Genomic DNA, 26,500 nt, shown 5'->3' on the forward strand with positions numbered 1-26,500 from the left:
AAAATGACTGGTTTGGCTGAGGCATCATGGGCAGATCAAAATATTACTGTCAAAGATAAAAAAATAAACTGGAATAGTTTAGCGTATAGGCTAGGAATTGATAACACTAAATTTTTGGGATACATAGATAGAATTATTAACCCAAATAATGATAAAAAGATCATCTCTTATAGGGGATATCCTAATGGTATTTCTCAAGAATTACCTCGGAGATGATGAGTGTGATTAGGCAGGATTATCTATATCTATAAATTTTGTATCTAAAGTAAACTCTTGTTTAAGTAATTCAGCAATAGCCTTAACACCTTCTTTTTCTGTAGCATGATGTCCTGCTGCGATATAGTTTATACCTAGTTCTCGAGCAGTATGTGTTGTTCTTTCAGAGATTTCTCCGGATATAAAAGTGTCAGCTCCGGCTTGATATGCATATTCAATATAGTCTTGTGCTCCACCAGTACAAATAGCTACTTTTTTATTTTGCTGTTTTGTAGAAATTACAGTTGGTTTTCTGTCAAGTTTATTTTCTATTAAATTGCTAAAAGTATCTAAATCTAAATCACAGTTACCTATCACTGAAATATCAGGCTTGGAACCTGTTTCAAAAAATTCTATATTTGTAAGATTTAGTTTTTTTGCTAATAAGATATTATTACCTATTTTAGAATGTCCATCTAGAGGTAAGTGATAACTAAATAGGTGTATACCATTTTTTATAAGTTTTGAGATACGCTCATACTTCATACCAACGATAGGGTAACTTTCACCTTTCCAAAAATAACCATGATGTACAATAATGGCATCAGCATTCTCTTTTACAGCTTGGTCTATAAGTGCCTGACATGCTGTGACACCAGTGACAATTTTTTTGATATCTCTATCTCCTTGAATCTGTAGACCATTTGGGCAATAGTCTTTAAATTGAGCAATATTAAAGTAGTTATCTAAGTAATTTTCTAATTCTTTAAAGTTCATAGCTTATGAAAATTAATCTTTATGATGATATAATCTTACATTGTATACTTTTCGTGAAATTATTTAAAAATATAAATATAATTTTTTGGGTTCTTATATGAGTAAAACAAATGTTGTAAGAGTTGGAGATGTCTTAATTGGCGGAAATAATCCGGTTGTTGTCCAATCAATGACAGATACATATACTGCAGATATTGAAAAGACAGTTAAGCAAATTTTAGCTCTTCATAAAGCAGGTAGTGAGATAGTTAGAATTACCGTTAATGATGAGCTAGCTGCTGCCGCTGTGCCAGAGATTGTTAAAGAGTTGGCAAAGCATGATTGCCATGTACCTTTGGTTGGTGATTTTCACTATAATGGTCATACTCTACTTAGTAAATATCCAGAGTGTGCAAAGGCACTAGCAAAATATCGCATAAATCCAGGTAATGTGGGTTTCGGTAAAAAGAAAGATACTCAGTTTGCAGAGATTATCAAAATTGCAATTGCAAATGATAAGCCTGTTCGTATTGGAGTTAACTGGGGAAGTTTAGATCAGGCATTATTAGCTAGATTAATTGATGAGAATAATGCTCAAGAAAGTCCATTAACATTACAGCAAATAATGCACAAAGCGCTTATTACTTCAGCATTAGAGAGCGCAAAATATGCGCAAGAGCTTGGTCTAGCAAAAGATAAAATCATTATTTCATGTAAAGTTAGTGAAGTTCAAGACTTAGTAGCGGTGTATCAAAAGCTTGCTAAAGAGTGTGACTATGCTCTACACTTAGGGCTGACTGAAGCAGGTATGGGTACAAAAGGTATTGTTGCTAGTGCTGTTAGCTTGGGGATATTATTACAACAGGGTATAGGTAACACTATACGTGTATCATTGACTCCAGCACCAAATGCTCCACGTACAGAAGAGGTTAGAGTTTGTCGAGAGATTTTACAAAACCTCGGTATGCGAACATTCACGCCAAGTGTGACATCTTGTCCAGGCTGTGGAAGAACTACTAGCTCATTTTTTAGAGAGTTAACTAGTACAGTTAAAGATCATTTAGATGAAAAAATGCATACATGGAAAGACCAATATCATGGTGTTGAAGCTATGAAAGTAGCGGTAATGGGGTGTGTAGTAAATGGTCCAGGTGAGTCAAAAAATGCTGATATTGGTATTAGTTTACCAGGCAGTGGAGAGTCTCCTGTAGCACCAGTATTTATAGATGGCAAAAAAGCTCATACTCTCAGAGGTGATAATATCTCAAAAGAGTTTATAGAGATTGTCGAGAATTATGTTAAAAATCGTTACGCTAAAAAATAGGTAAGTTTAAGAGGATGTCAGTAGTTTTTGTAAATACGCCTTTTGCTAGACTTAAACTAGGTTATACAAATAATACTCAAGGCTTTAGTAAAGATAAATATGCTAAATTTAATCTAGCAAATAATGTTGGTGATAAGCATTTAGCTGTAGAAAAAAATCGTAATTCATTTAGATCGTACATCAACGCTGATATTAAATGGTTAAGGCAAAATCACACAAATATTGTCACATATTTTGAAGAATATAGTGGTGAATTTTGTGATGCTATAGTTACAGATAAGCCTAAGCAGGCTTGTGTAGTTTTGACAGCAGATTGCCTGCCTATAATACTTTTTGATAAAAAGATGACAAAAGTAGCTGCTATTCACGCTGGTTGGAGAGGTTTGTTGCAAGGAATATTAGAGCAGACTCTCAAAGAGTTTGTTGGCTTAGATCTAGTAGCTTGGTTTGGTCCTTGTATCTCTGGAAACTTCTATGAAGTAGGCTGTGATGTTCATGATAAATTTGTAGAGCAGCATGAAGCTTATGGACAAGCATTTCGCTCAAAAAGTGAAGATAAATATCTTTTTGATATGAAAATGGTAGCTCGACAAATATTAAATGATAATCACTGTTTTGATATAGTCGACTCTGGCTTATGTACTTACAGTAACAAAAGATTTTATTCTTATCGTAAAGAAGGTACTACAGGTAGACAAGCTACATTTGTATGGTTTGAATGAATTTAAATATATCTAATGGGGATAAAATGTCTGAAAAAATACAAGTTTTAAAAAGGTTGATGAAAGAGAAAGGCTATGATTTTTATCTAGTTCCATCTATAGATGATCATAATAATGAATATGTTCCAGAATGCTGGCAGTACCGTAGTTGGATTAGTGGGTTTGATGGCTCAGCAGGAGATGTGCTTGTAGGCTTAGATAGGTCTTATCTTTCTACAGATGGTAGGTACTTCACTCAAGCAGATTTTCAACTTGATAAAAATGAATTTGAGCTATTGAAACAAACAACTTTTTCTTCAAAAATAGAAGAGTGGCTTGAAGAAAATTTAGCTGGTAAAACACTTGCGATAGATCCAAAAAAAATAGGTATTACTAGAGCGGAAAATTTATTATCAATAGCAAAAAAAGTTGATGGTAAAATTGTTTTTGATAATACTAATCTGGTAGCTCAGGCTCAAAAAGAGCTTAATCAAGAAATAGCATTGCCTAAAGAGAAAATATTTGCTCATGAGATTCAATATTCTGGTCAATCTGTTGATTCAAAGTTGAGAAATCTTAGAACATATTTAAAATCTATCAAAGCTGAGTGTTTGATAGAAACAAGCTTAGACTCAATTATGTGGACTTTAAACATAAGAGGTAGAGATATCAAAAATACGCCATTAGCAATTTGTTATATGGTGGTTACAGTTGAAAGTACTTTCTTGTATATTGATAAAGATAAAGTCACGGGAGATGTTCTGAGTGATTTTGAGCAAAACAATATTATTGTTCTGGATTATAAAGAGTTTTTTACAGATTTGAAAAAGTTTGCTGCAAAGTTTGTTATTGATAGTAATATTGCAAGCTATGCTGTTAAATTAGCAATCAAAGAAAATGAGCATAGTAAACTTATCGAAGATACCAGCCCAATAATTTTAAGCAAAGCTCTTAAAAATTCTGTGGAAATAAATGGATCAAAAGATGCTCATAAAAAGGATGCTGCAGCATTTATTTCGTGGTGGCATTGGATGGAGAACAACTATCAAGGGATAGATGAGCTTGATGCAATGGCAAAACTCAGAGAGTTTCGCGCTAAGCAAAAGGGTTATGTTGAAGATAGTTTCTCATATATTGTTGGTCATGCTGCTAATGGTGCGATTATTCATTATTCAGCTAAGAGAGATGCAAATCTAAACAAAATTGATGATCAAGCACCTCTACTATGTGACTCTGGAGGTCAGTACAAAGAAGGAACAACTGATATTACTCGTGTACTTCACTTTGGTAGACCATCTAATGAACATAGAAGATACTATACATTAGTTTTAAAAGGTCATCTTGGTTTAGGCAGGGCAGTCTTTCCAAAAGGAACTACAGGATCTCACTTAGATATATTAGCACGTGAGCATTTATGGCATTTCTGTTCAGATTATGCTCATGGTACAGGTCATGGAGTTGGTAGTTTCTTAGGTGTGCATGAAGGTCCTCAACGCATAAACTCAGCATCAAAAGTTGAGCTAATGCCTGGTATGATTCTAAGCAATGAGCCGGGAGCATATTTTCCAGGTCAGTTTGGTATTAGAATTGAAAATTTGTGTTATGTAAAACAACGCAATCAAGATTCTCCTACAGGGCATGGACCTTTTTATTGTTTTGAAGATTTGACATTAGTACCTTATGAATATAAATTGATTGAAACATGGATGCTAACTTATACCGAGAAAAAAACTATAAACAATTACTATAGTAGAATTAGAAAAGAAGTATTACCATTAATCGAAGATCAAGAAGTCAAAGATTTCTTATTATTCAAGACAAGACATATTAAATAGCTGAATAATTTTTTATTTCTAATATTTTTCAATTAATATAGATGAAAATTTCTAGTGATATTTTTGTGATAAAAAATAGGTAAACATGGCAGCAAAAAAGAAAAACTCTAACAAAGACAATAAGAAGTCAATTAGCTATGTAAAGATAGTATTATTTTTGATACTAACTATTAGTGGAGGTTTTTCAGGACTTCTATTTGATAAGTTTGATATTAAAAATAAGTTTATAGATTTACGTTATAAAATATATAACTATTTTACTAGCGAGCCACTAAAGCATTATACTGCCAAAGATAATCAAAATATAATTGCAAAATTCTTTTCTGAAAGTGATAGTGCAAAAGATCAACAACAGCAGATAAATCAATTCGAGAACCTAAAGCAGTATCCGCCCGTTAGAACACTGCCTGCAGTGACTGATTATTGTCATGGTTTTTTGGCTTATGGTAATCCTAGTTATGATGTGACAGAAGGGTTAGGACAATCAAATCTCTATTTATGCCGTGATGGTTATGTGGTTGGATATAATTATCAGACTAAAGAGGCAAGCTGGGTAGCATTTAAGCTTACAAAGTCAAAAGTCGCTAATAAACTAAAAAGAGATGATAAATTTAAAGAGGATGGAGATATACCTTTTGTTTATCGAGCTACATTAGATGATTATTATCGTTCTGGTTATGATAGAGGACATTTGGCATCCTATGCTTCTATGGACTTTAGTAAAAAATCTGCTGATGAATCGTTTTTATTATCAAATATGTCGCCTCAAAAAGCCGGATTAAACAGGCAAGGTTGGGAGAGATTGGAAACAGATGAGCGAATTTGGGCAAATATGTATGATTCAATCTATGTATATACAGGTCCTATATATAAGAAACAGAAGATACATAAAACAATAGGTGATAATAAGATAGCGGTGCCGGATTACTTCTTTAAGATAATATATGTACCTTCTAAAAATCAAGCCATAGCTTTTGTAATGCCTAATGCAAGAGTTGAGAAGACAAAGATTGCAAATTATAGAGTATCAATTAAGGATATTGAACAACGAACTGGATTATATTTCTTGACTAATATTCAAGATAGGGGTTCCGTTGTAAATAATGTCTCTTCTATGTGGCGTACATCTTATTTATAGCTATTATTTAATAGACTATCTGCAATGAGCTTAGATGCTTGCTGAATAATTTTTTCATTACTTAGAGCTTTTACATCACTAGGATTTGTATATAAAACACTTAGAGCAAAAGGTTGTTTATCCTGTGGCCAAATTATCGCTACATCATTGGTAGCTGCATACTCTCCACAAGTTCCTGTCTTATCACCAATTATCCAATTTTTAGGCATACTGTAAGCTATTCTATTTGCACCAGTATTATTTTTTTGTAAATATCCTATGAAGATTTCACGATGTTTTTTGTCTAAAATATTACCAAATGCTAGATTATAGATATCTTGAGTTATAGCTTTAGGTGTTGTTTTGTTGATATTGCTATCTGGTTTTGTGCGGTTAATTTCAGGCTCATCATTCTTGATAATAGTATCTTTATCTCCAAGCTTTGTTACCAATTTATTAAGCTTTTCCAAGCCCCCAATCTCTTTAACAAGGATATTAGCAGCAGGATTATCACTTAGGATAGCTGCATAATTGAGCTGTGATATTGTCAAGGTTTTACCAATATTTTTGCCTGTTACTGGAGCATAACCTAGAGTACCAATATCGTCTTGAGTTATTAGAATTTTTTTATCTAAAAAACCTTTGTGTTGCATATCATATTCTAGAACTGCACCGACTAATAGAAATTTAAAAACACTACAAATTGGGAAGTGATAATTTTCATTGTAGCTGATATTAGTTTTATCATCTGTATTGACGGTGTATATACCGAGTTTGCCATGATGTTTATCTTCCAAATTCTTAAAAGAGTCATCTAGAGTAGTATTTGCTAGTAAAAATGTTGGAACTAAGGATAAAGATGTAAATAGTAGGCGTTTCATTTGAGTTTAACATATTATCATGAACCAATAAGTTAGAGTTTATAGAAGAGTTGTATTAAACAAAAATTTTATATAGCAGGTATTTATCTTTTTTTAAAGTCGGACAAGGAATATCTAAATATTTATAACATATCCTTTACAGGAGAAAAGTATAATTATTTTTTTTGTGATTTCTCTTTGATAATTATGCCAACTATTACACTGAATATTATTAGTAACCATATTAATGACATACCAACTTTCATCCAAATAGAATGATAATCATTGAGGTAAACCGTTTGCTCAAGAGAGGTGCGAGTATCTTTGGGTAGTTCTTTGACAATTATTCCATCTGAATTAATAACAGCTGTAATACCATTGCTTGTAGTTGTAAGAACATATTTGTTATTCTCTATAGCTCTTACTTGAGATATTTGTAGCTGTTGCTCACGTGCTATCGAGTCACCAAACCACGAATCATCGCTTATTATAGAAATAAGCTTAGCACCTTGCAGTTGATCTCGAACCTGTTCAGGATATGCAACTTCATAGCAAATAAAATTAGCAATAGGGGAGCCAAAGGCTGTCATAATAGGTTGTATATTATCACCAGCATTAAAACTACTAAGACCAACACTATCTACATATCCAAAAAACTTAATTGGAAAATATTCACCAAATGGGACTAAGTGGTGCTTATTATAAACGCCTTCACCTTTGCCAATAATGATTGAGCTATTATAAATTTTAGTTCCAGCAGTTGATTGATCAGCACTTAAAGATCCTATGAGCATAGCATTATTATTTTTATTTGCTAATTTTGTAAGATTTTTAAAATATTCACTCATGAATTGTCGATAATTAGGGATAGCATTTTCGGATAGTATTATTAAGGAATCTTTGTATTTAGATGCAGCTTGTTGATAGTACTTTTGCATTTTTGCAAAGTTATCACGATCCCATTTAAACCCTTGGACAAAATCGCCCTGGATCAAAACTACTTTTTGAGGTTGATTCGTTTGGATTTCAGGTTGATTGTGTTTAATAAGATAACCACCTAAACATAACGCTACTATAATAGCTACAACACTAATTGTCTTCTTAGTAGAAGTATTGTCACAGATGAAAAAGACTATTAGACAAGCAATCAAAGCAACTATATAGCTTACTAAATAGACACCACCAATATTTGCATACCAAATTAAAGGCGATTCTGTCTGTGAGTAACCAAGAGAAACCCAAGGAAATCCTCCCCATAGAAGGTTTGCTTTGACAATCTCAAAAAGTGTCCATAATGCAGGATAAATTAATAGCTTAGAAAAGTTATTAGCTTTACGTGTGAGAATATGGCTAAAAACACCAAAAGGTATTATATGTAAGAAACTAAGTAAAATTACTAATGCAATAGCAGCAGATAGTCCAGCAGCTACTGATTCGGTAAATAGATGAATACTTATATATACCCAAGATATACTAGTACCAAAAAAACCTATTCCAAATAACGTAGATGTGAAAAAAGCGTCACGAATTCTAACTGATCGATTTAATAAATAAAAAAAAGCTACTAAAGCTACAACAGCTAATACATCGATGCGAAATGGAGCAAAAGCCAACGTTAGTAAGGCGCCACTTACTATTGGAGGAGCGATTTTTAGAATAATCTTTTTCATTACTTCTTAAATTTTTCTACTAAAATTTTGATGATTTTTCTATTATCTGCTTCTTGTACTATAAATTTCAAGCCATCAATAACAATACTATCGCCTTTTTCAGGTAATCTTTCTAAAGTCTGAATTATCATCCCAGCGATAGTATCATAATCACCATCATCATCTATCGATGCTGCAAAATATTCGTTGAAATCTTCAATTGATGTTGTAGCATCAATTATAAATTTATCATCAGCTATTTTGACAATATTTTGACTAGAAATATCAAACTCATCTTCTATATCACCAACAATTTCTTCTAAGACATCTTCGATAGTTATTAGTCCAGAAATTGCACCATACTCGTCAACAACAATAGCAATATGATTTTGACTATTTTTAAAGTCTTTTAACATTGCATTAAGTTTTTTTGTTTCCGGTATAAAAATAGCAGGGCGAAGTATAGTTTTTATATCTTCTGCTTTTAGTTCTTCATCATCAGAAGATTCAATTTCTTTTTCAAAAATTAGTTTTAATAGATCTTTTGAATGCAGAATACCTAGTACCTCTGACTTATCTCTACAATAAACTGGCAAGCGCGTATGGCTTGAGTTTATAGTCTTTTTTAGGATTTCACTGATTGACATTGACATATCTATAGCAACTATTTTTGTATGAGAAATCATAATGTCACCGACATCTAAAGATGATATTTTCATAGCACCAATTAGCATATTTTGTGATGTTTTATCAATAACTTCATTATCTGCTGCTCTATTAATAGCATCAATAAGGGCATCTTCATTTTTAATATTAAAAATACTCGACGTAAGTTTTTTTATGAAATGATTATTTTCTGACATTTAAGTTCTCTTGTTCAATATACGGATTTGCTATATCTAGCTTAGCTAATAGTTCAATTTCTAAGCCTTCCATTTCTTCGGCTTCATGATCAGTAATATGATCATAGCCTAGTAAATGTAATAACCCATGGATAAAAATATGTTGCCAATGGTCATCTAAATTTTTATTTTGCTCTTTGGCTTCTTTCTTGAGTACTTCTGGAGCTATAACAATATCTCCCCAAAAATTGGCAGCTATATCTTCTGGTAACCCTTCAGGTTTTTCAAATTCAAAAGAGATAATATTTGTCGGTTTGTCTTTGTGACGGAATTGCTTGTTAATTTGCTGTATTTCTTGATTTGATACAATACTCACATTAACTTCAGCTTGTGAAATATTATGCTTATCAGCTACGAGAGCAAAACATTTTTCTAGTAAATCTTGATTAGGTATGGGGTGTTCGTCATCGTTGATGACATTTAAATTTAGACTATCCATTTTTAGTGTTCTCTTCATGCTTATCATAAGCATTTACAATTTTTTGAACTATTTGGTGGCGTACAATGTCAACTGATTTTAAATAACTAATAGCTACACCATCAATATTATCAAGAATTGATAGGGCGTGTCTTAGGCCAGAAGTTACATTCTTAGGTAAGTCAACCTGAGTTATATCTCCTGTTATGACAGCAGTAGTATTAAAACCAATTCTTGTTAAAAACATCTTCATTTGTTCCTTAGTAGTGTTTTGACTTTCATCAAGAACTATAAAAGAGTCATTAATGGTTCTACCACGCATATATGCCAAAGGCGCTATCTCGATGGCTTGTTTTTCTATTAGTTTTGTAACTTTTTCGACACCCATAAAGTCAAACAAAGCATCATACATTGGACGTAAGTAAGGATCAATTTTTTGAGCTAAATCGCCAGGTAAGAAACCCAATTTTTCTCCAGCTTCAACAGCAGGGCGAACAAGTACTATTCTTCTAACTTCACCTCTTTCATAAGCAGATACAGCACAAGCAATTGCCATATATGTCTTACCCGTACCTGCAGGACCAACGCCAAATGTAACAAAATTATTTTTGATATTATCAAGGTAAATAGCTTGGTTCTGTGTACGTGCTTTGAGTTTTTTACTTCGTAATTGAACTTCAGCTTCTTCAACTTTTTTTTGAGCTTTATTACTTGATGCTACTTTTTCTTTTGCGGTAGCATTTAGGATCGTTGTGATTTGCTCTAGGTCAAGCTCAGTATTTCCAGCTAAAATTTCAGCATAACATGACTTAATAAATCTTTTTGCTTGAGTATTATTAGCGCTTGATTCACTTGTTATTTCAAATTCATCCGCACGGTGTTTAATTTCAACATCAAAATAATTTTCAATCGCGCGAATATTTTCATCAAGGTTACCACAAAGTAGCATCATGGCATCGTAATTATAGGGCTCTAGAACAAATTGAGTTTTATTCATAAGTTAAATAAGTTCTCCTCTAAGAGAGTTTGGTAAGTTTTCCGTTATTTTAACCATAGCAAACTGACCAATCAAAGACTTATCGCCCATGAAATTAACAATTCTATTATTTTCTGTCCTACCAGCTAGAACATTATCATCTTTTTTAGAAGTACCTTCAACTAAGATTCTTTGCTCTGTTCCAACCATTTGTCTAGAAATAATTTGGGCATTACTATTTAATAAATCTTGTAGTCTTTTTAATCTATCTTTTTTTACTTCCATTGGTGTATCATCAGGTAAGTCAGCAGCAGGAGTACCAGGACGTTTACTATATATGAAGCTAAATGACTGATCAAAATTCACATCTTTCACTAAATCCATAAGTTTTTGGAAATCTTCTTCAGTTTCACCTGGGAAGCCAACGATGAAGTCAGATGAAATAGTAATATCTGGTCTGATTGCTCTTAATTTTCTAATTTTTTGTTTGAATTCTAAAATTGTATGATTTCTTTTCATATTAATTAGAACTCTGTCTGAACCATGTTGCACAGGTAGATGTAAATGGTTAGCTAGTTCAGGTACACTGCCATAAGCATCAATCAGATTTTGTGAAAACTCTACAGGGTGAGAAGTTGTAAATCTAATTCTTTCAATACCATCTATTTCAGCTATGAAGTGAATTAGTAATGCTAAATCTGCAGTTTCGCCATTTTCCATTGGACCTAAGTAGTGATTTACATTCTGTCCTAATAGAGTAATTTCTCTTACACCTTGCTCTGCTAGAGCTGCGCATTCTCCAAGTACATCTTCAAATGGTCTGTTAACTTCAGGTCCACGAGTATATGGTACTACACAGTATGAGCAATATTTATCACATCCTTCCATAATTGATACGTATGCTTTAGCACCTTCAGCTTTTGGCTCAGGTAAAAAGTCAAATTTCTCAACTTCTGGGAAAGATATATCAACCTGAGATTTTTGAGTTTCTCTTTTTTGCTTGATCATTTCAGGCAGTCTATGAATTGTTTGAGGACCAAACACTAAATCTACAAAAGGAGCTCTTTTAATTATATTTTCACCTTCTTGAGATGCAACACATCCACCAACACCAATAACTAGGTCTTCATTTTTCTTTTTAAGATTTTTCCATCTTCCTAACTCATGAAATACTTTTTCTTGGGCTTTTTCTCTAATTGAACATGTATTGATTAGAATTATATCTGCATTTTTATAGTCATCAGTTTTGACAGTATGAAAATGCTCATCTAATACTTCATGCATTTTTTGCGAGTCATATTCATTCATTTGGCAACCCAAAGTTTTTATAAAAACTTTTTTTTGTTCTTTCATTGATTTGAAACCTTTATATATTTATATCTGTTTAGTAATTTTTCTCTAAGTATAAGAGAGTTGTTTATAATAAAATGCTCGCAAATTCTATCATAAAATTTAATTAAAAGCACGGCAAGTGTCTAGACTAATGATTATCATTAATGCAAAATACTCGGAGTCAATTATTTTATATTCTCATTTGTAATGAAACAAAATCAGTTTACTGAAGATAGTATTTGGCAATACTCTATTGAGCATACGAGTGATTTATCAACTAATCTTAATCGTTTAAATGATATTACTAAAGAGTCTATTCATGGTGCTCAGATGCTATCAGAAAAGATGGTGACTAAATTACTACAATTTTTTGTATTTACGACTCAAGCAAGAATTTGTGTGGATGTTGGCACATTTACTGGAATGTCGGCTATCGCAATGGCAGAAGTATCTGTTAATACAAAAGTCTATACAATTGATAGAACTAATCAGTCAGGCGAAGTAGTTGCAAAAGATTTTATAGCTCAATATCCTAACATAGAGTACTGTCAGGGTAATGCCATTGATATATTACCAACCCTACCAGATCAGATAGATATAGCATTTATTGATGCTGATAAAAAACAAACGCAACAGTATTTTGATATTTTGATTGATAAGCTATCTGATAAAGGAGTTATCATCGTAGATGATATACTTTGGCGTGGTGAGGTAATAAACCCCCAAGATAAACGAGCAAAAGCACTGGATAGTTTTAATAAATATGTAAGTCAAAGAGATGATTTGGAGACATTGGTTTTACCAATTCGTCATGGTGTGAATATTATAAGAAAAAAGTAAAGAGGGTAAAATGAAGAAAGCTATATTATTTGTTTTTGTTGCCTTACAATTTTGTTGTGCTAGTGGGTATGCGACCACATGTGACAGTCCAAATATTGATGGAGTTAAGTGGTATCATGATTCTGATGAAAGAAGAGCACTATATCTTGAAATCTATAATCTAGCAGGGCATAGAATAGAGTATCAAGTTGAAAAACAACATCTTAAAAAAGGTACTTGGGGTATTATCTTAGATGTTGATGAGACTGTATTAGATAACTCTTGGCAGGAGTATGATAATTATAAAGATTATAGTTATAGTGAACAAAAGTTTAGAGAAGGTATAGTTGAGCAAAGGGCAAAAGGTTTACCAGGTGCAGCGATGCTTACAAATAAAGTACATGAGTTAGGTGGATATGTTAGTTTTGTAACAAATCGTTACGGTTCAGATGATAAAATAATTAAAGCTACAGAAGAGAATTTAACAAAAGAAGGTATATATTATGATCAAATTTTGTTCTCTAATGATAGTGTTAAAAAACCTCATGATAAAAATGCCAGGTTTGAAGCTGTAATAACAGGTAAATATTCGGATAATATTATCTTTACTAAAAAATTACCAGCACATAGTGTGATAGCTTATTTTGGTGATAATATTCAAGATTTTCCTAAGATGACACAAGAGAATATGAGAAAAGTTGATAATGATAAGTATTCCGTATTTGGCAAAAAGTATTATATTTTTCCTAATCCTATGTATGGAAGTTGGCAGTAATTAAGGATTAAAAAAAGTGGCAAAATTATATTTTAGATATTCAGCAATGGATGCTGGTAAAACATTAGATCTTTTAAAAGTAGCTTATAATTATGAGGATAGAGGCAGAAAACCTATGGTTTTAACTTCTGCGATAGATAAGCGAGCAGGATTAAATAAGGTCAAGTCACGCATAGGTATAGATCAAGATGCTTACTCTTTGACAGATCATGATAATATATTTGAGTTTATTAGAGAATATAATAAAAAACACAAAATAGACTGTGTATTGATAGATGAAATACATTTTTTTACTCAAGAGCAAGTTTGGCAACTTTCTGATGTTGTTGATTTAATGGATATACCTGTTATATGTTATGGGCTTCGTACAAACTATTTGGGCCAACCCTTTGAAACCTCGGCTTTATTACTTGCAATTGCTGATACTTTAGAGGAGGTTAAAACTATATGTTTCTGTGGTAAAAAAGCTAGTTTTAATATGATGGTGCAAAATGGTAAAGCTGTAAAAGAAGGGAATCCAATAGTTGTCGATGATGATTCTCTAAAAGATATTGATACAAAATATGTTTCAGTTTGTCGTAAACACTGGAAAAAGGGTGAATACCAGTAAGCAGAAGAGGTTTTTATTCAATAAGCATTAAAATATGTTGAGCGTTTCTTACACCTAGCTGAGCTGCCTTTTTGTAGTAGTACATGGCTTTTTGTTTATCATAAGGCACACCGTTTTGCTCTTCATTATAGTACAAGGATGCTAATTTATAGTAGGCTGGACCATACCCTTTATCTGCGGATTTATTAAAGTAGTCAAGGGCTGTTTTGTATTCTTTTGCGTTGTAGTAATATTCTCCAGCATAGTACATAGCATAAGCATCACCACCTTTTGCTGCCTGTTCTAGCTTATATAACTGTCTAAAGTCACCTTTTTGAGCAAAGATTTGCATTCTTTGGACTTTCTCTTCATGAGTTAATTGAATTTTTTCTTCAGGAGCTTTTTTAAGCTTGCTATTCTGCTTTCTATTTTCTTTTGTATTTTGAGCTTGATTATTTATAACCTTTATTTTTTCAAAATCTTTTAATTTTGGTGATAGTGATGAGTCTTTTACTTGTATGTTTTTTAAAGCCTTAATAGCATACTGCTTAATAAATTTATTTTCATTATTATAGAAAAAATAAACAATTCCTTCATACTTGTTACTGTTAGCTTTTTCTCCAAAGTCAAATCTTAAAGACGATCTAATATCAATGTATTTTGATAGTATTAAGAAGTCATCAATATAGCTATAATCTAAATTATCATTAATATCTAACATCTTCATATCAATAGAGGACTTTAGTATATCTGAGTAAAATTGCTGTAACTGACCTTTATTAACTCTTGATAGGTTTAAATAGATTAAACCATTTAGATTTGGTATCTCTTGTTTTGGTGTTGATAGAGCAAGTTCGATTTTTTGTTTTACTTGTTCTGCTCTTCTTGCTTTCTCAATTCGTTTTTTTCGCAAGTTTTGTTGTAGTTCAATACGCTTTAGTCTTTCTTTTTCTAGTGTTTCTAACCTTTCTTGCTTAACTAGTTCTTCGACTTTTACGATTTCTTTTTTTGCTAGTTCTGCCACTTTTGGGTCAGAGCTGTACAGTAGTGTCTGCCATAACATTAGAGCTCTATAGTTATCACCTTTTTTTGTAAAGTCTCGGGCTTGAACAATAATAGCTGGTTCATAACCATTAGCTGCAGCAGTTGTAATGTATTTATCTATGTTTTTTTCATTCTCATTGGTTAATTTACCATTTTGATAAGCTAGATAAATGTCATATAAAATTTCTGAATCAATAGTTGCAATTAGGTTGTTATCTGAATTAATCATGTTTGCGATAGATGATATTGACTTTTTGTAACCTAAATCGTAGGACTTTTTAAAATATTTTATGGCTTTTTTATTATCTTTATTGACTCCTAGTCCATCTCTGTAGAGAGTACCTATCTGGTAGAATGCTTGTGGATAGTTTAGGGCTGCTGACTTTTTATAATATTTATATGCATCAAAATAATTTTTTTCTGTACCAAGTCCATACTGGTAAGAGTATGCTAAATAGAAAAAATCTTGAGCTGATGCTTCATCACCATCTACAAGCTCTTTAATAATGTTGAACGCATTCTTATAACCACTTTTATTGTGACTTTTAATATCTGTGATAGCAGTATTATATTCTTTGAGAAACTTGCTATGTCTATAATCTAGATAACTACTTACACCATAGACACCTCCACTGAGAATAGTTACAATTAGTATAGCGCCAAGTATATTCTTCTTATTTGCCTTTATGTGACCAATTCTTTTTGGCTTTTTTGAAGTGTTTTTTGATTCAGACATTAACTATAGTTTCAAATAAATGTATCTAACTATTCTATATAATAACTTTATATTTATTTTAAGACAATTAGATATTGTTGTCTTGGTTTTTTAGATTTAGAAGAAGTTGTTCTTTTTCTTGCTGTATCGTTAGAGGGTCTTCTAAGGAAATTTTACCAAAATGTCCTGCTCTGAAATCATGGACTATATTTTTAGAAGCCTGTTTTATATTGTAGTTGGTTTTTACAGCAGATATATCTTTAATTATTTCTTGAGGGTGTTTTTCTAAAAAATCTTGCTCAGATATGAAATTGTATCGCGATAAGAAGTTTTTTGTATCTCTCTCTTTGAGAAAGTTTATAAGATAGTGAGCGGTACCTTCGTAGTCCATCGCCGTATCACGAATAGAGCCAATACTTGCAATTCTATAACCACTAGCTTCACTCTTGGGGCTAGGGAACATGATTCCTGGAGTATCAAAAATCATGAAATTTTTACTAATATCGATGCGTTGTTGTAGCTTAGTTACGGCTGGTTCATTTCCTGTTTTAGCAACTTTACGACCAGCAAGCTTATTTATCATTGTTGATTTTCCAACATTCGGTAGTCCAAATACTATAGCTCTAGTGGGCTTTAAAACCGTGCCTCTTTTAGGACATTTTTTTTGAGCTAACTCAACTATTCTTTTTGCTATATTTTTGTCTTGTAATGTATTAACTGCGATGGCGCTACCACTATAGAAATCCAACCATTGTTTAGTTACTTGAGGGTTGGCTAAATCACTTTTTGATAAAATTCTTATTATTGGCTTATCTCCAACAATATCTTCTAAAACATGGTTGCTACTAGAGTCGGGAATACGTGCGTCCACAATCTCAATAGCAATATCAGTAGATGGCATTTTTTTGCGAAACTCTTTAGTAGCTTTATGCATATGCCCAGGGAACCAATGTAACATTATATATAAATAGGCTAGGATCGGTTAATATAGAACATGATTTTACATATTGTATGTGATTTATGCAAAGTTATCTTTTTTTAATGAATGATGATTTTTAATTTATTATAGTAAGGTTTATAATTCTTCAGGAATATTTTTATTAAACAGGAGTTGTTTGGATAATGAATTTTTTGATAATTGACACATCGAGTAAGTATTGTTCCGTGGTATTATCTGCCAATGGAAGAGTATATGGTGATACTAGGGAGATTCCTAGGCAACACAATAAATACTTACTAGAGATGGTTAAAAGTATTTTTGATAACTCTTGTATAGATATGGAATCATTAGATTTTATAGCTTATGGTGTTGGTCCTGGTAGCTTTGTTGGAGTGAGGCTTGCAGCAGCAGTAAGTCAGGGCTTTGCTGTAGGCCTGGATATTCCTGTTGTAGGGTTTTCGAGTATGTTTGCATTAGCTAAAAGTACACCAACAACATCAGACAAGGTAGCCGTGATTCTTGATGCCAAGATGGGAGATTTCTATTTAGGACTTTACGATTTGCAAACAAATCAAATAATTTCTGAGAATGTTTATAAACTTGAGGAATATTCAGAAAAGTTATACTCAGGTTACGAATTAATAGGAGAATCTATAGCTGAGATACAAATAGTTAATAATGATTTTAAAATTGACGTAGATAAGATTGTAGACTATGTATTTGATATGTATCAGCAGCAGAAACTAAATCAAAGTTTAACTCAAGAGACCTTCCCAGTTTATTTGAGAGGGACTAGTCATTGGAAAACAAAAGGAGAATAATCTTATGTGTAGATGGCTAATGTATCATGGCGATAAAATTAAAATGAGTGATTTATTGGTAGATCCAGAGAACTCACTCATACATCAAAGTATACATTCATCTCAAGGCGCTGTTTCTGTTAATGGAGATGGTTTTGGTATTGGTTGGTATACAAGTTTGCACAAAGAACCAGGAGTTTTTAAGGACTCATTACCAGCTTGGAATAATCAAAACTTGATATCTATAGCTAAGCACATAAAAAGTAGAAATTTTATGGCACACATAAGAGCTAGTACTATTGCGCCAACATCTAGAGTTAATTCTCATCCATTTGTATTTGATAAGCATCTATTTATGCATAATGGTTCTATCGGTGATTTTGATGAGATTCGTCAAGAGATTGAGCAACATATCAAACCTCAGTATTTCAAAGCAAGGTTAGGATCTACAGATTCAGAAGCTATATTTTTATTAGCTTTATCAAATGATATAGATAAGAATCCAACGACAGCTATAGCCAAATCTATTGAGCAAATAACAAAAATCCAATCTAGAAATGGTTTGAAAGAAAAAGTTAAAGCAAGTATTGCCTACTCGAATGGACATACATCATATTCGCTAAAAATGTCTACCATTGGTAATGAACCATCGTTATACTATATAAGTTATAAAGATATTATAGAAACTCTAAAACTATCAAAAAAGCATAAGTTAAAAAAATGGTTATTTAGTACTATCAGAGCCCTTGGTTGATTCTGACTTGTACACATATATAGACAATTATTCTTGTATTGAGATTAAACATAATGAGTTTAAAGTAGAAAAGTTATAAGGAATTAAAATGGCATCACTAAACACAAAGATTCAGAATGTTTCAACTTCACCAACTAATGCGATGGCAGCATTAGCAAAACAAATTAAAGATCAGGGGCATGATGTTATTTCGCTTGCTATTGGAGAGCCTGGCTTCAGCACACCAGAAGTTATAAAGCAAGCTGGTATAGATGCTATTAACAATAATATCACAAAATACACTAATGTTGACGGTATTAAGGAACTGCGAGAAGCGGTTTCAGCAAGATACAAAAGAGAATATAATGTTGATTTTGCTGCAGATCAAATTTGTATAACATCGGGCGCTAAGCATAGTCTACACAATATATTTAACTGTATTTTAGAAGAAGGAGATGAAGTTATTTTCTTTGCTCCTTATTGGGTGTCATATCCAGATATGATTGCTCTTACTGGAGCTAAGCCAGTAGCAATTGAAACTAAGTTTGAAAATGACTTTGAAATAGATGTTACAGATTTAGAAAAGCGTATTACAGAAAAAACAAAGGCTATTATTATTAATTCACCTAATAATCCAACAGGGTTAATTTACTCAAGAAAGTGTATTGAGGATTTAGCTAATTTGCTTAGAAAATATCCTAATATTTGGATAATAGGTGACGATATATATGATCAGCTTTATTTTAACAATAGAATCACTCTAGTAACAGAAGTAGCTCCTGATCTGGCTGATAGATATGTAATTGCTAGTGGAGTTTCAAAAAACTTTGCTATGACAGGTTGGAGAGTTGGTTTTACTATTGCTCCGAAGTTGCTTAATGATGCAATGAAAAAATTTCAATCACAATCAGCTACTTGTGCTTGTTCCATATCCCAGTATGCAGCTATTACTGCTATGGAAATGCCTGCTAAGGATTTGCAATATTTTGTTGACTCATATAAACAAAAAGAGCAGTTTGTTACAAAGTCTCTGAAAGATATGCCATATATTGATGTCAAGAATGCCGATGGTACTTTCTATCTTTTCCCAGATATTCGTGATTTAATCAAACACACAAAATTTAGTAGTGATATAGAGTTATGCAATGCGTTGCTTGAAGAAGAGTATGTTGCTATGATGCCAGGCACAGCATTTGGTTTGTCTGGATTTGCTAGAATAAGCTGTGCAAATGAAATGCCAGAACTTGAAGAAGCAATGAATAGACTTTCAAGCTTTGTAAAACGTCATACGTCTTGATTACTATTTATTAGATCTATTTCTTAATAAATCTCTTTAGAAAATATTTACTCCTAAGATTATGAAATAAAAACTTGTATTACTGAAGTAATTTTAATTAAGGCATTTTTAATTGTGATTAAACCTATCGCTTACAAACTCAGCGCATAATTTAGATTGAGTTTAGTAGCTCTTTAGCATCGACTTTACCAACAAAACTTTTCTCTTTATGTCCCTTTTGGTCAAAAATAATCACGCTAGGTGGTCCAAAAAGATTAAATTCTTTCAATAACTTGCTACTATCCTGTCCAACATCGGTAACATTAGCTTGAATTAATTTGTAATTTTTAAGCTTATTAATCACTTTTGGATTTGCAAAAGTTGTATGCTTCATATACTGACAGTCCAAACACCAGTTTGCATAATAGTCAACAATAACAGGCTTACCTTGTTTTTTAACTTTTTCTAAAGCTCTATGCAATTGTTTTGAATTAGTAACTTGCTCAAACTCTAGTTGTGGTTGGTTTATTTGAGCTGTTGTAGCTCCTAAAGGTTCAATAATACTTGTATTACCCATTAGAAATCCAATTAATAATGTGCTTCCGTAAATCAAAAATATATAAGCAAAAAGTTGTCTTACTTTTGCGGATGCTGTTTTGATATAAAAACTAAATGCACCTGAGTAAACTGCTAAGCTTAAAATCAAAAACCCGGTTAGCAATAGAGTAAATCGTGCAGGGATAATTTTTGATAACATATAAATTGCTAATCCAAGTAGCATAAATCCGGATATATGCTTGACCGTATGCATCCAATTACCAGTTTTTGGTAAGATTGAGCCACTAGTTGTTCCCACAATTAAGATTGGCACACCCATACCAAGCCCCATCGCAAATAAGATAAGTCCTCCATAAAAGGCGTTACCCGAATAGCTAATATAAGCTAGTACTGCTACCAAAGGAGCTGTTACACAAGTTGAAACAATCAACGTTGACAATATACCCATTATAAATACGCCAATATAGGTGCCGCTTTTTTGTTTACTACTTAGATTATTTACAGAACTAAGTATGAATGATGGTATTTTTAATTCAAAAACTCCAAACATTGCCACAGCCATAACCACAAACAATAATGCCATAGCCCCAATTGCCCATGGTGTTTGAAGTATATTTTGGATACCACCTCCAAAAATTCCTGCTAATACCCCAACTACTGCATAACTAATTGCCATCCCTAAAACATAAGATAATGAAATGCTAAATGCTTTTATTGTCGTTAATTGCTTTTGTCCAGTAACAATACTTGAGATGATTGGTAATAGCGGTAAAACACAAGGTGTAAATGTTAATAACAAACCTAAGCCAAAAAATATCAAAAATGCCCAAACAATATTTGTATGATTTAAAAAACTTGTATAATCGCTATCTCCAATATTTGAATGTGTAACATCTAATTTTTTCTGAAGCTCTTTAGGTAACTGGCCAAAATATTCTTCACCCTCGTAAATTTTGTTAGTTGATGATAAATCAAGGTTAAATTTTTGCTGAATAGGAGCAAAACAAATACCACTTTCAGAACAACCTTGATAAGCAATAACTAGTGGTAATTTATTAATAGTTTTATTGCTTCTACTAATTTTTAGCTTAATAGCTACACTATCTTTATAAATCTTTACTCGCCCATAAAAAGGATCATCTTTAATATGGTATGTTTTAGGAAAAATAGCCTTTTGAATATTGACTTGTTGTGGGGTTAGACTATAAAAACTAAAATTCTTTAAATACAGATAATTGCCTGGCTTAATATTCCATGTTGCTATTAAAGTATTTTCATTAAGAATTTTGACTTGTAATTGAAAATTCCTATCAACACTGTATTGTTTTATCATACTTTTATCAGCTAGACTCATTGAGCCTGGAGCAATGCTATCGATTGCATTAGCTACTAGGTTTTGTTGCGTGGCTGAAGTATTAGCAAAGCTAGACAATAAAAAACCTATTCCAACTAATATTAAAACATAAAATAACTTTGTTTTCTGTAACATATAAATACCTTTTTTGCTATTTTTGGTATAAAACTAATAACCATTTTTACTGAGTGTTAAATGGCTAGAGATATTATTAAATCATTAACAAAAAACAAATTTTGGTGGACGATAAATACGCTCTATCAATAAAAAACTTAGTCCTGAAACCATCTTGATAAATAGAATACCAATAGGCCGATAGATATTTGAAATTTGCTTGAATCTTGCTAAAAATGCTGCAAGACTAATGCTGTTGCAACCTATAGTTGTTGAAGTGGACGTGTTACTAGCACTACTGCAAGGATTACTGATAGTTATGTGATTAGATATAGGTGTTACATTACTAGCAGGAAAAATGCTAAAAACAGTACTAATGGCAAATACCAATAACATCATTCTTTTTAAAATTAACTTACGACCTATTTGTTTCATATTTACTTAAGTTTTATATTTATTGCTTTATGTACCAAGCTCCAAAATTTTAACAAGGGGTTGCTATAATCACAAGAGACATCGTACTTTAAACATAGTTATGAGTAAATATTGCTTAAATATATTTCTATACCTGTTAAAATCAATATATTATTTTTATTGTGAAATTTTTATGAAAAAGTGTGGCTATATTTCAATTATTGGTAGACCTAATGTGGGTAAATCTACTTTACTCAACAATATACTAAAATATAAAGTTAGTATTACTTCGCGTAAACCTCAGACAACAAGACATCAAATAACGGGTATCAAAACACTTGGAGATACACAGTTTATTTATGTTGATACTCCTGGCATTCATATAAAAGAACCTAAAGCAATCAATAAGTTTATGAATAAAGCAGCGACAACTATGGTAAAAGATGTTGATGTAATTTTATTTGTTGTTGAGTTGGGCAAGTGGACTGAGTTAGAGGATAATATTGTAGAGAAATTAAAGCATTCGCAAGTCCCAATATTTTTAGTTGTTAATAAGGTTGATAAAAAGAAATCATTAGAAGCATCAATGTTTATTGAGTCCGTTAAAGAAAAATTAAGCTTCTATGATGTGATATATGTTTCTGCTAAGCAAGGTCATAATGTAAATGAACTTGAATCAAGAGTCGAGAAACTTTTGCCTGAAACAGAGTATTTTTTCTATGAGGATGATCAAATCACTGATAGAAGTATTAAATTTATGGTTGCTGAAATAATTCGTGAAAAAATCATGCGAACTATTGGTAGTGAGGTACCTTATCAAATAGCTGTAGAAATAGATAGTTATAAGATTGATCAAGAAAAAGATATCGCTGATATTTATGCTAGTATACTTGTCGAAAGAGATAGCCAAAAAGGTATAGTTATTGGTGCAAAAGGAGTTAAGCTTAAAAAAATTGGTACTGATTCCCGCATAGACATCGAAAGATTGGTTGGTATGAAAGTTAACCTCAAAACACACGTCAAAGTAAAAAGTGGTTGGTCTGATGATGATCGAGCATTGAAGTCACTTGGCTATGATTTGATCTAAAACATTGCGATTATGCAGCGATTAGAAGTCAAAAAGTCTCGAAAATATAGGAAACTCATATACTGTTGCATGGTCTTTCTGACAAGTTTTGTTATTGGCGTCTATTATAACCAAAGTGTTATTCTTCTTTTTGGTATATTTTTGATTTTATTATCAATATTGTTCGAGACTGTATCAAATAAGCAAGTAGTTGAAACTATTATTTTACCCAATAGCTTAGATAATAATTCTTTAACATTTGTTATAAATGCTAAAGAATCTGATTTTTGGACTGTTAGAAAGTATATTGTTATTAATAGCTGGATTTATCTTTATGCCGTCCAGCAAGGTTCGAATAAAAAAATCAAAATATGGTTGCATAAATCAAATTTTAAAAGTAAAAATGATATTCGTGACTTGGCTAAATATATGCTATTCACTGAAAAATAATTAATCTTCAGTATAATCTTAGGTATACTTCTATCAAGTATATATCTAGAGGTTTTTTCCAATGTTAAATGAATTTAGATCACAGCTAAGCAAATTTTTAAAAGATAAACAAATTATTGAAAATGAATTATTGCGTTATGCATATTCTACAGATGCTAGCCTATATAGGATGGTGCCGAAACTAGTAATATTTGTTAAAACAGAAGTAGAAGTCGTAGAGATAATTAAATTAGCAAATCAATATAATGTTAAGCTAACATTTAGGGCAGCTGGAACTAGCCTTTCTGGTCAAGCCGTTACTGATGAAGTACTTGTGGTCTTATCTTCTGATGCTTGGCTTAATTATCAGGTTGTTGATAATGGTAATAAGATTAAGCTTGAGCCGAGCATAATAGGGGAGAATGCTAACAAATATCTCAAGATATACAATCGTAAAATTGGACCTGATCCTGGCTCAATTAATAGTGCTAAGGTCGGTGGTATTATTGCAAATAATGCTAGTGGAATGTGTTGTGGTACAGCAAAAAATTCTTATGCCACTTTAGATTCAATGCGAGTTGTGTTTGCTGATGGTCAAGTGCTAGATACATCTGATTCTGCTAGTATTACGAGCTTTAAAGAGAGTAATGAGAATTTCATAAACTCAATATTAGCTATTCATAGTCAGATAAAGAGTGATGAAGATTTGGTTGCTTTTCTTAAAAAGAAATTTTCAATCAAGAATACTAGTGGATATAGTCTGAATGCTTTTTTAGATTTTGATGATCCAATAAAAATTATAGAAAGATTAATCATTGGTTCTGAAGGTACTCTTGGTTTTGTTAGTAATGTGACATTAAATACTGTTGCTGACCATAAATTTAAGGCCTTGAATTTAATATATGGAAGCCTTGATGAGCTAGTGCGACTGACTACAGAGCTTGAGCCATATACCCCTTCATCTGTTGAATTACTTGACTACCTATCATTGAAATCAGTAGCAGATGTAGTGGAATTACAGCCCTTTTTGATAAACCTTGAAAGTTCTGATATTGCTGCGATTATGGTTGAAGTATCTGAGGATAGTCAAGATAGCTTGGATAATAAACTTGATATAATAAATCAAAGTATTGAGCATGCAAATATTCTTCATCAAGTCGGCTTTAGGCAAGATGAGCGAGAGATTCAAACCATTTGGAAAGCTCGGAAAGGTGTCTTGCCTACAATTGCTGGGCAAAGGCCAAACGGCAGTACTGTGCTTATTGAGGATATAGCAGTAAATATTGCTGATTTACCAGGCTTGATAACAGATGTTAAACAGCTATTTATCAAATACAATTATTCCAATGCTGCAATATTTGGTCACGTTTTGGCTGGGAATATTCATTTCGTTCTTACTCCTGATTTTAATGATGAGAAACAGTTAATTGAATATGATGAATTTATGCAAGAAATTACTTCTTTAGTTGCAGAGAAGTATAATGGTTCGCTTAAGGCAGAGCATGGAAGTGGACGAAATATCTCACCATTCGCAATAGTGGAATGGGGTGATAAATGTTTGAATATTATGTGGCGCATTAAAAAGCTTTTTGATCCTAAAAACACTCTTAACCCTGATGTTAAACTTACTAAAGATAAGAGTTTGCATATTAAGAATCTCAAAGAATTAAATAGTGTTGATGAGAAAATAGATCAATGTATGGAATGCGGCTTTTGTGAGCCTGTTTGTCCATCAAGAAACTTAAGTTTAACTCCAAGACAAAGAAACTCTGTTGCTCGTAAGATTCAGACTCTAAACGGTAATCAAAAACAACAATGGCTTAAAGACTATGATTACTATGGTATACAAACATGTGCTACTACAAGTTTATGCAAAACTCGTTGTCCAGTTGATATTGATACTGGTGATTTTATTCTTAGCCAGAAAAAGCTACAAAACAAGCTAGTTAATCATGACAAAGAAATAACTAAAGCGAAACAAAAAGTTAAATTGGGGAACTTAGCTGCTAATTTTATAGGAAAGAAGAATCTTCAGGGTATGACTAAGCTACTACATAATAACTTCAAATCTATACCTGTATATTTGGAAACTATGCCAAAAGTACAATCCTCAAGCTTTATAGACTCTAATAGAGAAAATACAAAGCCAAAAGTATTATTATTACCAGCTTGTCCAAATAGAATTTTCGCCAGTAGTAAAAAATATACAAAGTATCCAAGTCAACTAATATTAGAAAAGCTGGGTTTTGAAGTTAATTATCCACAGAATTTGAATAATCAATGTTGTGGGCAGATGTATCACTCACAGGCGAATCATACTCAGCAACATGCATCTCAAGGTTTATTGGAGCAGAGTATAGATTATACTCAGTATGACTATGTGGTTACTGATAATAGTTCCTGTGCTAATTTTGCTAAAGATCAAAATTTGGATATTATAAATATTAACAGTCTAATTATAGATAAATTAGATAACATCAAATTAACAAAAAAGTATAATAAAATAGCTTTGCATATTGATTGTTCTACTCGTAAACAAAATATAGATAATAGTTATGTAAATGCACTAAAAAAATGTGGTACATCAGTAGTTGTTCCTGAGCAAATATACTGTTGCGGGTTTGCAGGAGATAAGGGTTTTACAACTCCTGAGTTAAATGCTACAAGTTTAGAATCTCTTAAGCCGCAAATTAAAGACTGTGAGGTTGGAGTTAGTTTTAATCGCAGCTGTCAGATAGGACTTTCATATCATGGAGAATTGGAATACATATCATTTACAGAATTGTTGCTAGAGTGTTTAGATTAAATA

At 32.1% G+C, this 26,500-nt stretch carries 23 protein-coding genes and 1 pseudogene; 13 read left to right on the top strand and 11 right to left on the bottom strand.

What is annotated here, in order from left to right; genetic code table 11:
- Window positions 1–225: 225 nt before the first annotated feature.
- Window positions 226–972, bottom strand: a complete 747-nt coding sequence (locus tag F3D57_RS01765) for a Nif3-like dinuclear metal center hexameric protein (RefSeq protein WP_150464974.1) — start codon at window positions 970–972, stop codon at window positions 226–228.
- A gap of 97 nt (window positions 973–1,069) precedes the next feature.
- Here F3D57_RS01765 and ispG point away from each other — a divergent pair, with 97 nt between their 5' ends.
- From ispG to F3D57_RS01785, 4 genes are all read left to right on the top strand, one after another.
- Entirely contained in the window at window positions 1,070–2,275 is a 1,206-nt protein-coding gene (ispG, locus tag F3D57_RS01770) for a flavodoxin-dependent (E)-4-hydroxy-3-methylbut-2-enyl-diphosphate synthase (RefSeq protein ID WP_150464975.1), read from the top strand.
- A gap of 14 nt (window positions 2,276–2,289) precedes the next feature.
- Window positions 2,290–2,997: a peptidoglycan editing factor PgeF gene (pgeF, locus tag F3D57_RS01775; RefSeq protein ID WP_150464976.1), complete on the top strand. Its 708-nt coding sequence runs from the start codon at window positions 2,290–2,292 to the stop codon at window positions 2,995–2,997.
- Between the two features lie 26 nt (window positions 2,998–3,023).
- Complete coding sequence (locus tag F3D57_RS01780) at window positions 3,024–4,811, top strand: aminopeptidase P family protein (RefSeq protein ID WP_191092328.1); 1,788 nt, start codon at window positions 3,024–3,026, stop codon at window positions 4,809–4,811.
- 85 nt (window positions 4,812–4,896) lie between these two features.
- The gene (locus F3D57_RS01785) at window positions 4,897–5,949 is read left to right on the top strand and encodes a DNA/RNA non-specific endonuclease (RefSeq protein WP_150464978.1); all 1,053 of its coding nucleotides are present in this window, start codon (window positions 4,897–4,899) and stop codon (window positions 5,947–5,949) included.
- On the opposite strand, the gene bla is transcribed toward F3D57_RS01785, so the two are convergent.
- From bla to miaB, 6 genes are all read right to left on the bottom strand, one after another.
- Entirely contained in the window at window positions 5,940–6,809 is an 870-nt protein-coding gene (gene bla / locus F3D57_RS01790; protein WP_150464979.1) for a class A beta-lactamase, read from the bottom strand. The genes F3D57_RS01785 and bla overlap by 10 nt on opposite strands.
- A 155-nt stretch (window positions 6,810–6,964) precedes the next feature.
- Window positions 6,965–8,458 carry an apolipoprotein N-acyltransferase gene (lnt, locus tag F3D57_RS01795; RefSeq protein ID WP_150464980.1) on the bottom strand — a complete coding sequence of 498 codons (1,494 nt, stop codon included), beginning with the start codon at window positions 8,456–8,458 and terminating at the stop codon, window positions 6,965–6,967.
- Window positions 8,458–9,300 carry an HlyC/CorC family transporter gene (locus F3D57_RS01800; RefSeq protein WP_150464981.1) on the bottom strand — a complete coding sequence of 281 codons (843 nt, stop codon included), beginning with the start codon at window positions 9,298–9,300 and terminating at the stop codon, window positions 8,458–8,460. Before F3D57_RS01800 ends, lnt begins: the two co-directional genes overlap by 1 nt.
- Entirely contained in the window at window positions 9,287–9,778 is a 492-nt protein-coding gene (gene ybeY, locus F3D57_RS01805) for an rRNA maturation RNase YbeY (RefSeq protein WP_191092329.1), read from the bottom strand. The genes F3D57_RS01800 and ybeY overlap by 14 nt, the downstream gene beginning before the upstream one ends.
- Complete coding sequence (locus F3D57_RS01810) at window positions 9,771–10,754, bottom strand: PhoH family protein (RefSeq protein ID WP_042518128.1); 984 nt, start codon at window positions 10,752–10,754, stop codon at window positions 9,771–9,773. Before F3D57_RS01810 ends, ybeY begins: the two co-directional genes overlap by 8 nt.
- 3 nt (window positions 10,755–10,757) lie before the next feature.
- On the bottom strand, window positions 10,758–12,086 hold the full coding sequence (gene miaB, locus F3D57_RS01815; RefSeq protein ID WP_146422051.1) for a tRNA (N6-isopentenyl adenosine(37)-C2)-methylthiotransferase MiaB: 1,329 nt from the start codon (window positions 12,084–12,086) through the stop codon (window positions 10,758–10,760).
- 186 nt (window positions 12,087–12,272) lie between these two features.
- On the opposite strand from miaB, the gene F3D57_RS01820 reads away from it, so the two are divergent.
- Genes F3D57_RS01820 through F3D57_RS01830 form a run of 3 tightly spaced genes read left to right on the top strand, consistent with a single transcriptional unit; the run spans window position 12,273 to window position 14,269 of the window.
- Window positions 12,273–12,905, top strand: a complete 633-nt coding sequence (locus F3D57_RS01820) for an O-methyltransferase (RefSeq protein ID WP_150464983.1) — start codon at window positions 12,273–12,275, stop codon at window positions 12,903–12,905.
- A gap of 10 nt (window positions 12,906–12,915) precedes the next feature.
- The gene (locus F3D57_RS01825) at window positions 12,916–13,659 is read left to right on the top strand and encodes an HAD family acid phosphatase (protein ID WP_013922980.1); all 744 of its coding nucleotides are present in this window, start codon (window positions 12,916–12,918) and stop codon (window positions 13,657–13,659) included.
- A gap of 16 nt (window positions 13,660–13,675) precedes the next feature.
- A complete protein-coding gene (locus tag F3D57_RS01830) occupies window positions 13,676–14,269 on the top strand; it encodes a thymidine kinase (protein WP_150464984.1) in 594 nt (197 codons plus the stop codon).
- Between the two features lie 13 nt (window positions 14,270–14,282).
- Here the strand turns inward: F3D57_RS01830 and F3D57_RS01835 are convergent, their stop codons facing one another.
- Together F3D57_RS01835 and ylqF are read right to left on the bottom strand one after the other, a co-directional pair.
- The gene (locus tag F3D57_RS01835; protein ID WP_150464985.1) at window positions 14,283–16,028 is read right to left on the bottom strand and encodes a sel1 repeat family protein; all 1,746 of its coding nucleotides are present in this window, start codon (window positions 16,026–16,028) and stop codon (window positions 14,283–14,285) included.
- A gap of 67 nt (window positions 16,029–16,095) precedes the next feature.
- Window positions 16,096–16,965: a ribosome biogenesis GTPase YlqF gene (gene ylqF, locus F3D57_RS01840; protein ID WP_150464345.1), complete on the bottom strand. Its 870-nt coding sequence runs from the start codon at window positions 16,963–16,965 to the stop codon at window positions 16,096–16,098.
- A gap of 164 nt (window positions 16,966–17,129) precedes the next feature.
- Here ylqF and tsaB point away from each other — a divergent pair, with 164 nt between their 5' ends.
- From tsaB to F3D57_RS01855, 3 genes and pseudogenes are all read left to right on the top strand, one after another.
- Entirely contained in the window at window positions 17,130–17,768 is a 639-nt protein-coding gene (tsaB, locus tag F3D57_RS01845; protein ID WP_150464986.1) for a tRNA (adenosine(37)-N6)-threonylcarbamoyltransferase complex dimerization subunit type 1 TsaB, read from the top strand.
- 4 nt (window positions 17,769–17,772) lie between these two features.
- Window positions 17,773–18,580: pseudogene (locus F3D57_RS01850) on the top strand (class II glutamine amidotransferase).
- A gap of 9 nt (window positions 18,581–18,589) precedes the next feature.
- Window positions 18,590–19,777 (top strand): pyridoxal phosphate-dependent aminotransferase, encoded by a 1,188-nt coding sequence (locus F3D57_RS01855; protein WP_150464987.1) that lies wholly within the window; start codon window positions 18,590–18,592, stop codon window positions 19,775–19,777.
- 151 nt (window positions 19,778–19,928) lie between these two features.
- On the opposite strand, the gene dsbD is transcribed toward F3D57_RS01855, so the two are convergent.
- Together dsbD and F3D57_RS01865 are read right to left on the bottom strand one after the other, a co-directional pair.
- Complete coding sequence (dsbD, locus tag F3D57_RS01860; RefSeq protein WP_150464988.1) at window positions 19,929–21,803, bottom strand: protein-disulfide reductase DsbD; 1,875 nt, start codon at window positions 21,801–21,803, stop codon at window positions 19,929–19,931.
- Between the two features lie 84 nt (window positions 21,804–21,887).
- The gene (locus F3D57_RS01865; RefSeq protein WP_150464989.1) at window positions 21,888–22,217 is read right to left on the bottom strand and encodes a hypothetical protein; all 330 of its coding nucleotides are present in this window, start codon (window positions 22,215–22,217) and stop codon (window positions 21,888–21,890) included.
- A gap of 172 nt (window positions 22,218–22,389) precedes the next feature.
- On the opposite strand from F3D57_RS01865, the gene era reads away from it, so the two are divergent.
- The 3 genes from era (at window position 22,390) to F3D57_RS01880 (ending at window position 26,497) form a co-directional block, all read left to right on the top strand.
- A complete protein-coding gene (gene era / locus F3D57_RS01870) occupies window positions 22,390–23,283 on the top strand; it encodes a GTPase Era (protein WP_150464990.1) in 894 nt (297 codons plus the stop codon).
- Between the two features lie 12 nt (window positions 23,284–23,295).
- Window positions 23,296–23,712: a hypothetical protein gene (locus F3D57_RS01875; RefSeq protein ID WP_191092330.1), complete on the top strand. Its 417-nt coding sequence runs from the start codon at window positions 23,296–23,298 to the stop codon at window positions 23,710–23,712.
- Window positions 23,713–23,773: 61 nt separating this feature from the next.
- Window positions 23,774–26,497 carry an FAD-binding and (Fe-S)-binding domain-containing protein gene (locus F3D57_RS01880; protein ID WP_150464991.1) on the top strand — a complete coding sequence of 908 codons (2,724 nt, stop codon included), beginning with the start codon at window positions 23,774–23,776 and terminating at the stop codon, window positions 26,495–26,497.
- Window positions 26,498–26,500: the final 3 nt, after the last annotated feature.

The organism is Francisella sp. SYW-2 (assembly GCF_008711475.1).
GTDB lineage: Bacteria > Pseudomonadota > Gammaproteobacteria > Francisellales > Francisellaceae > Francisella > Francisella salimarina.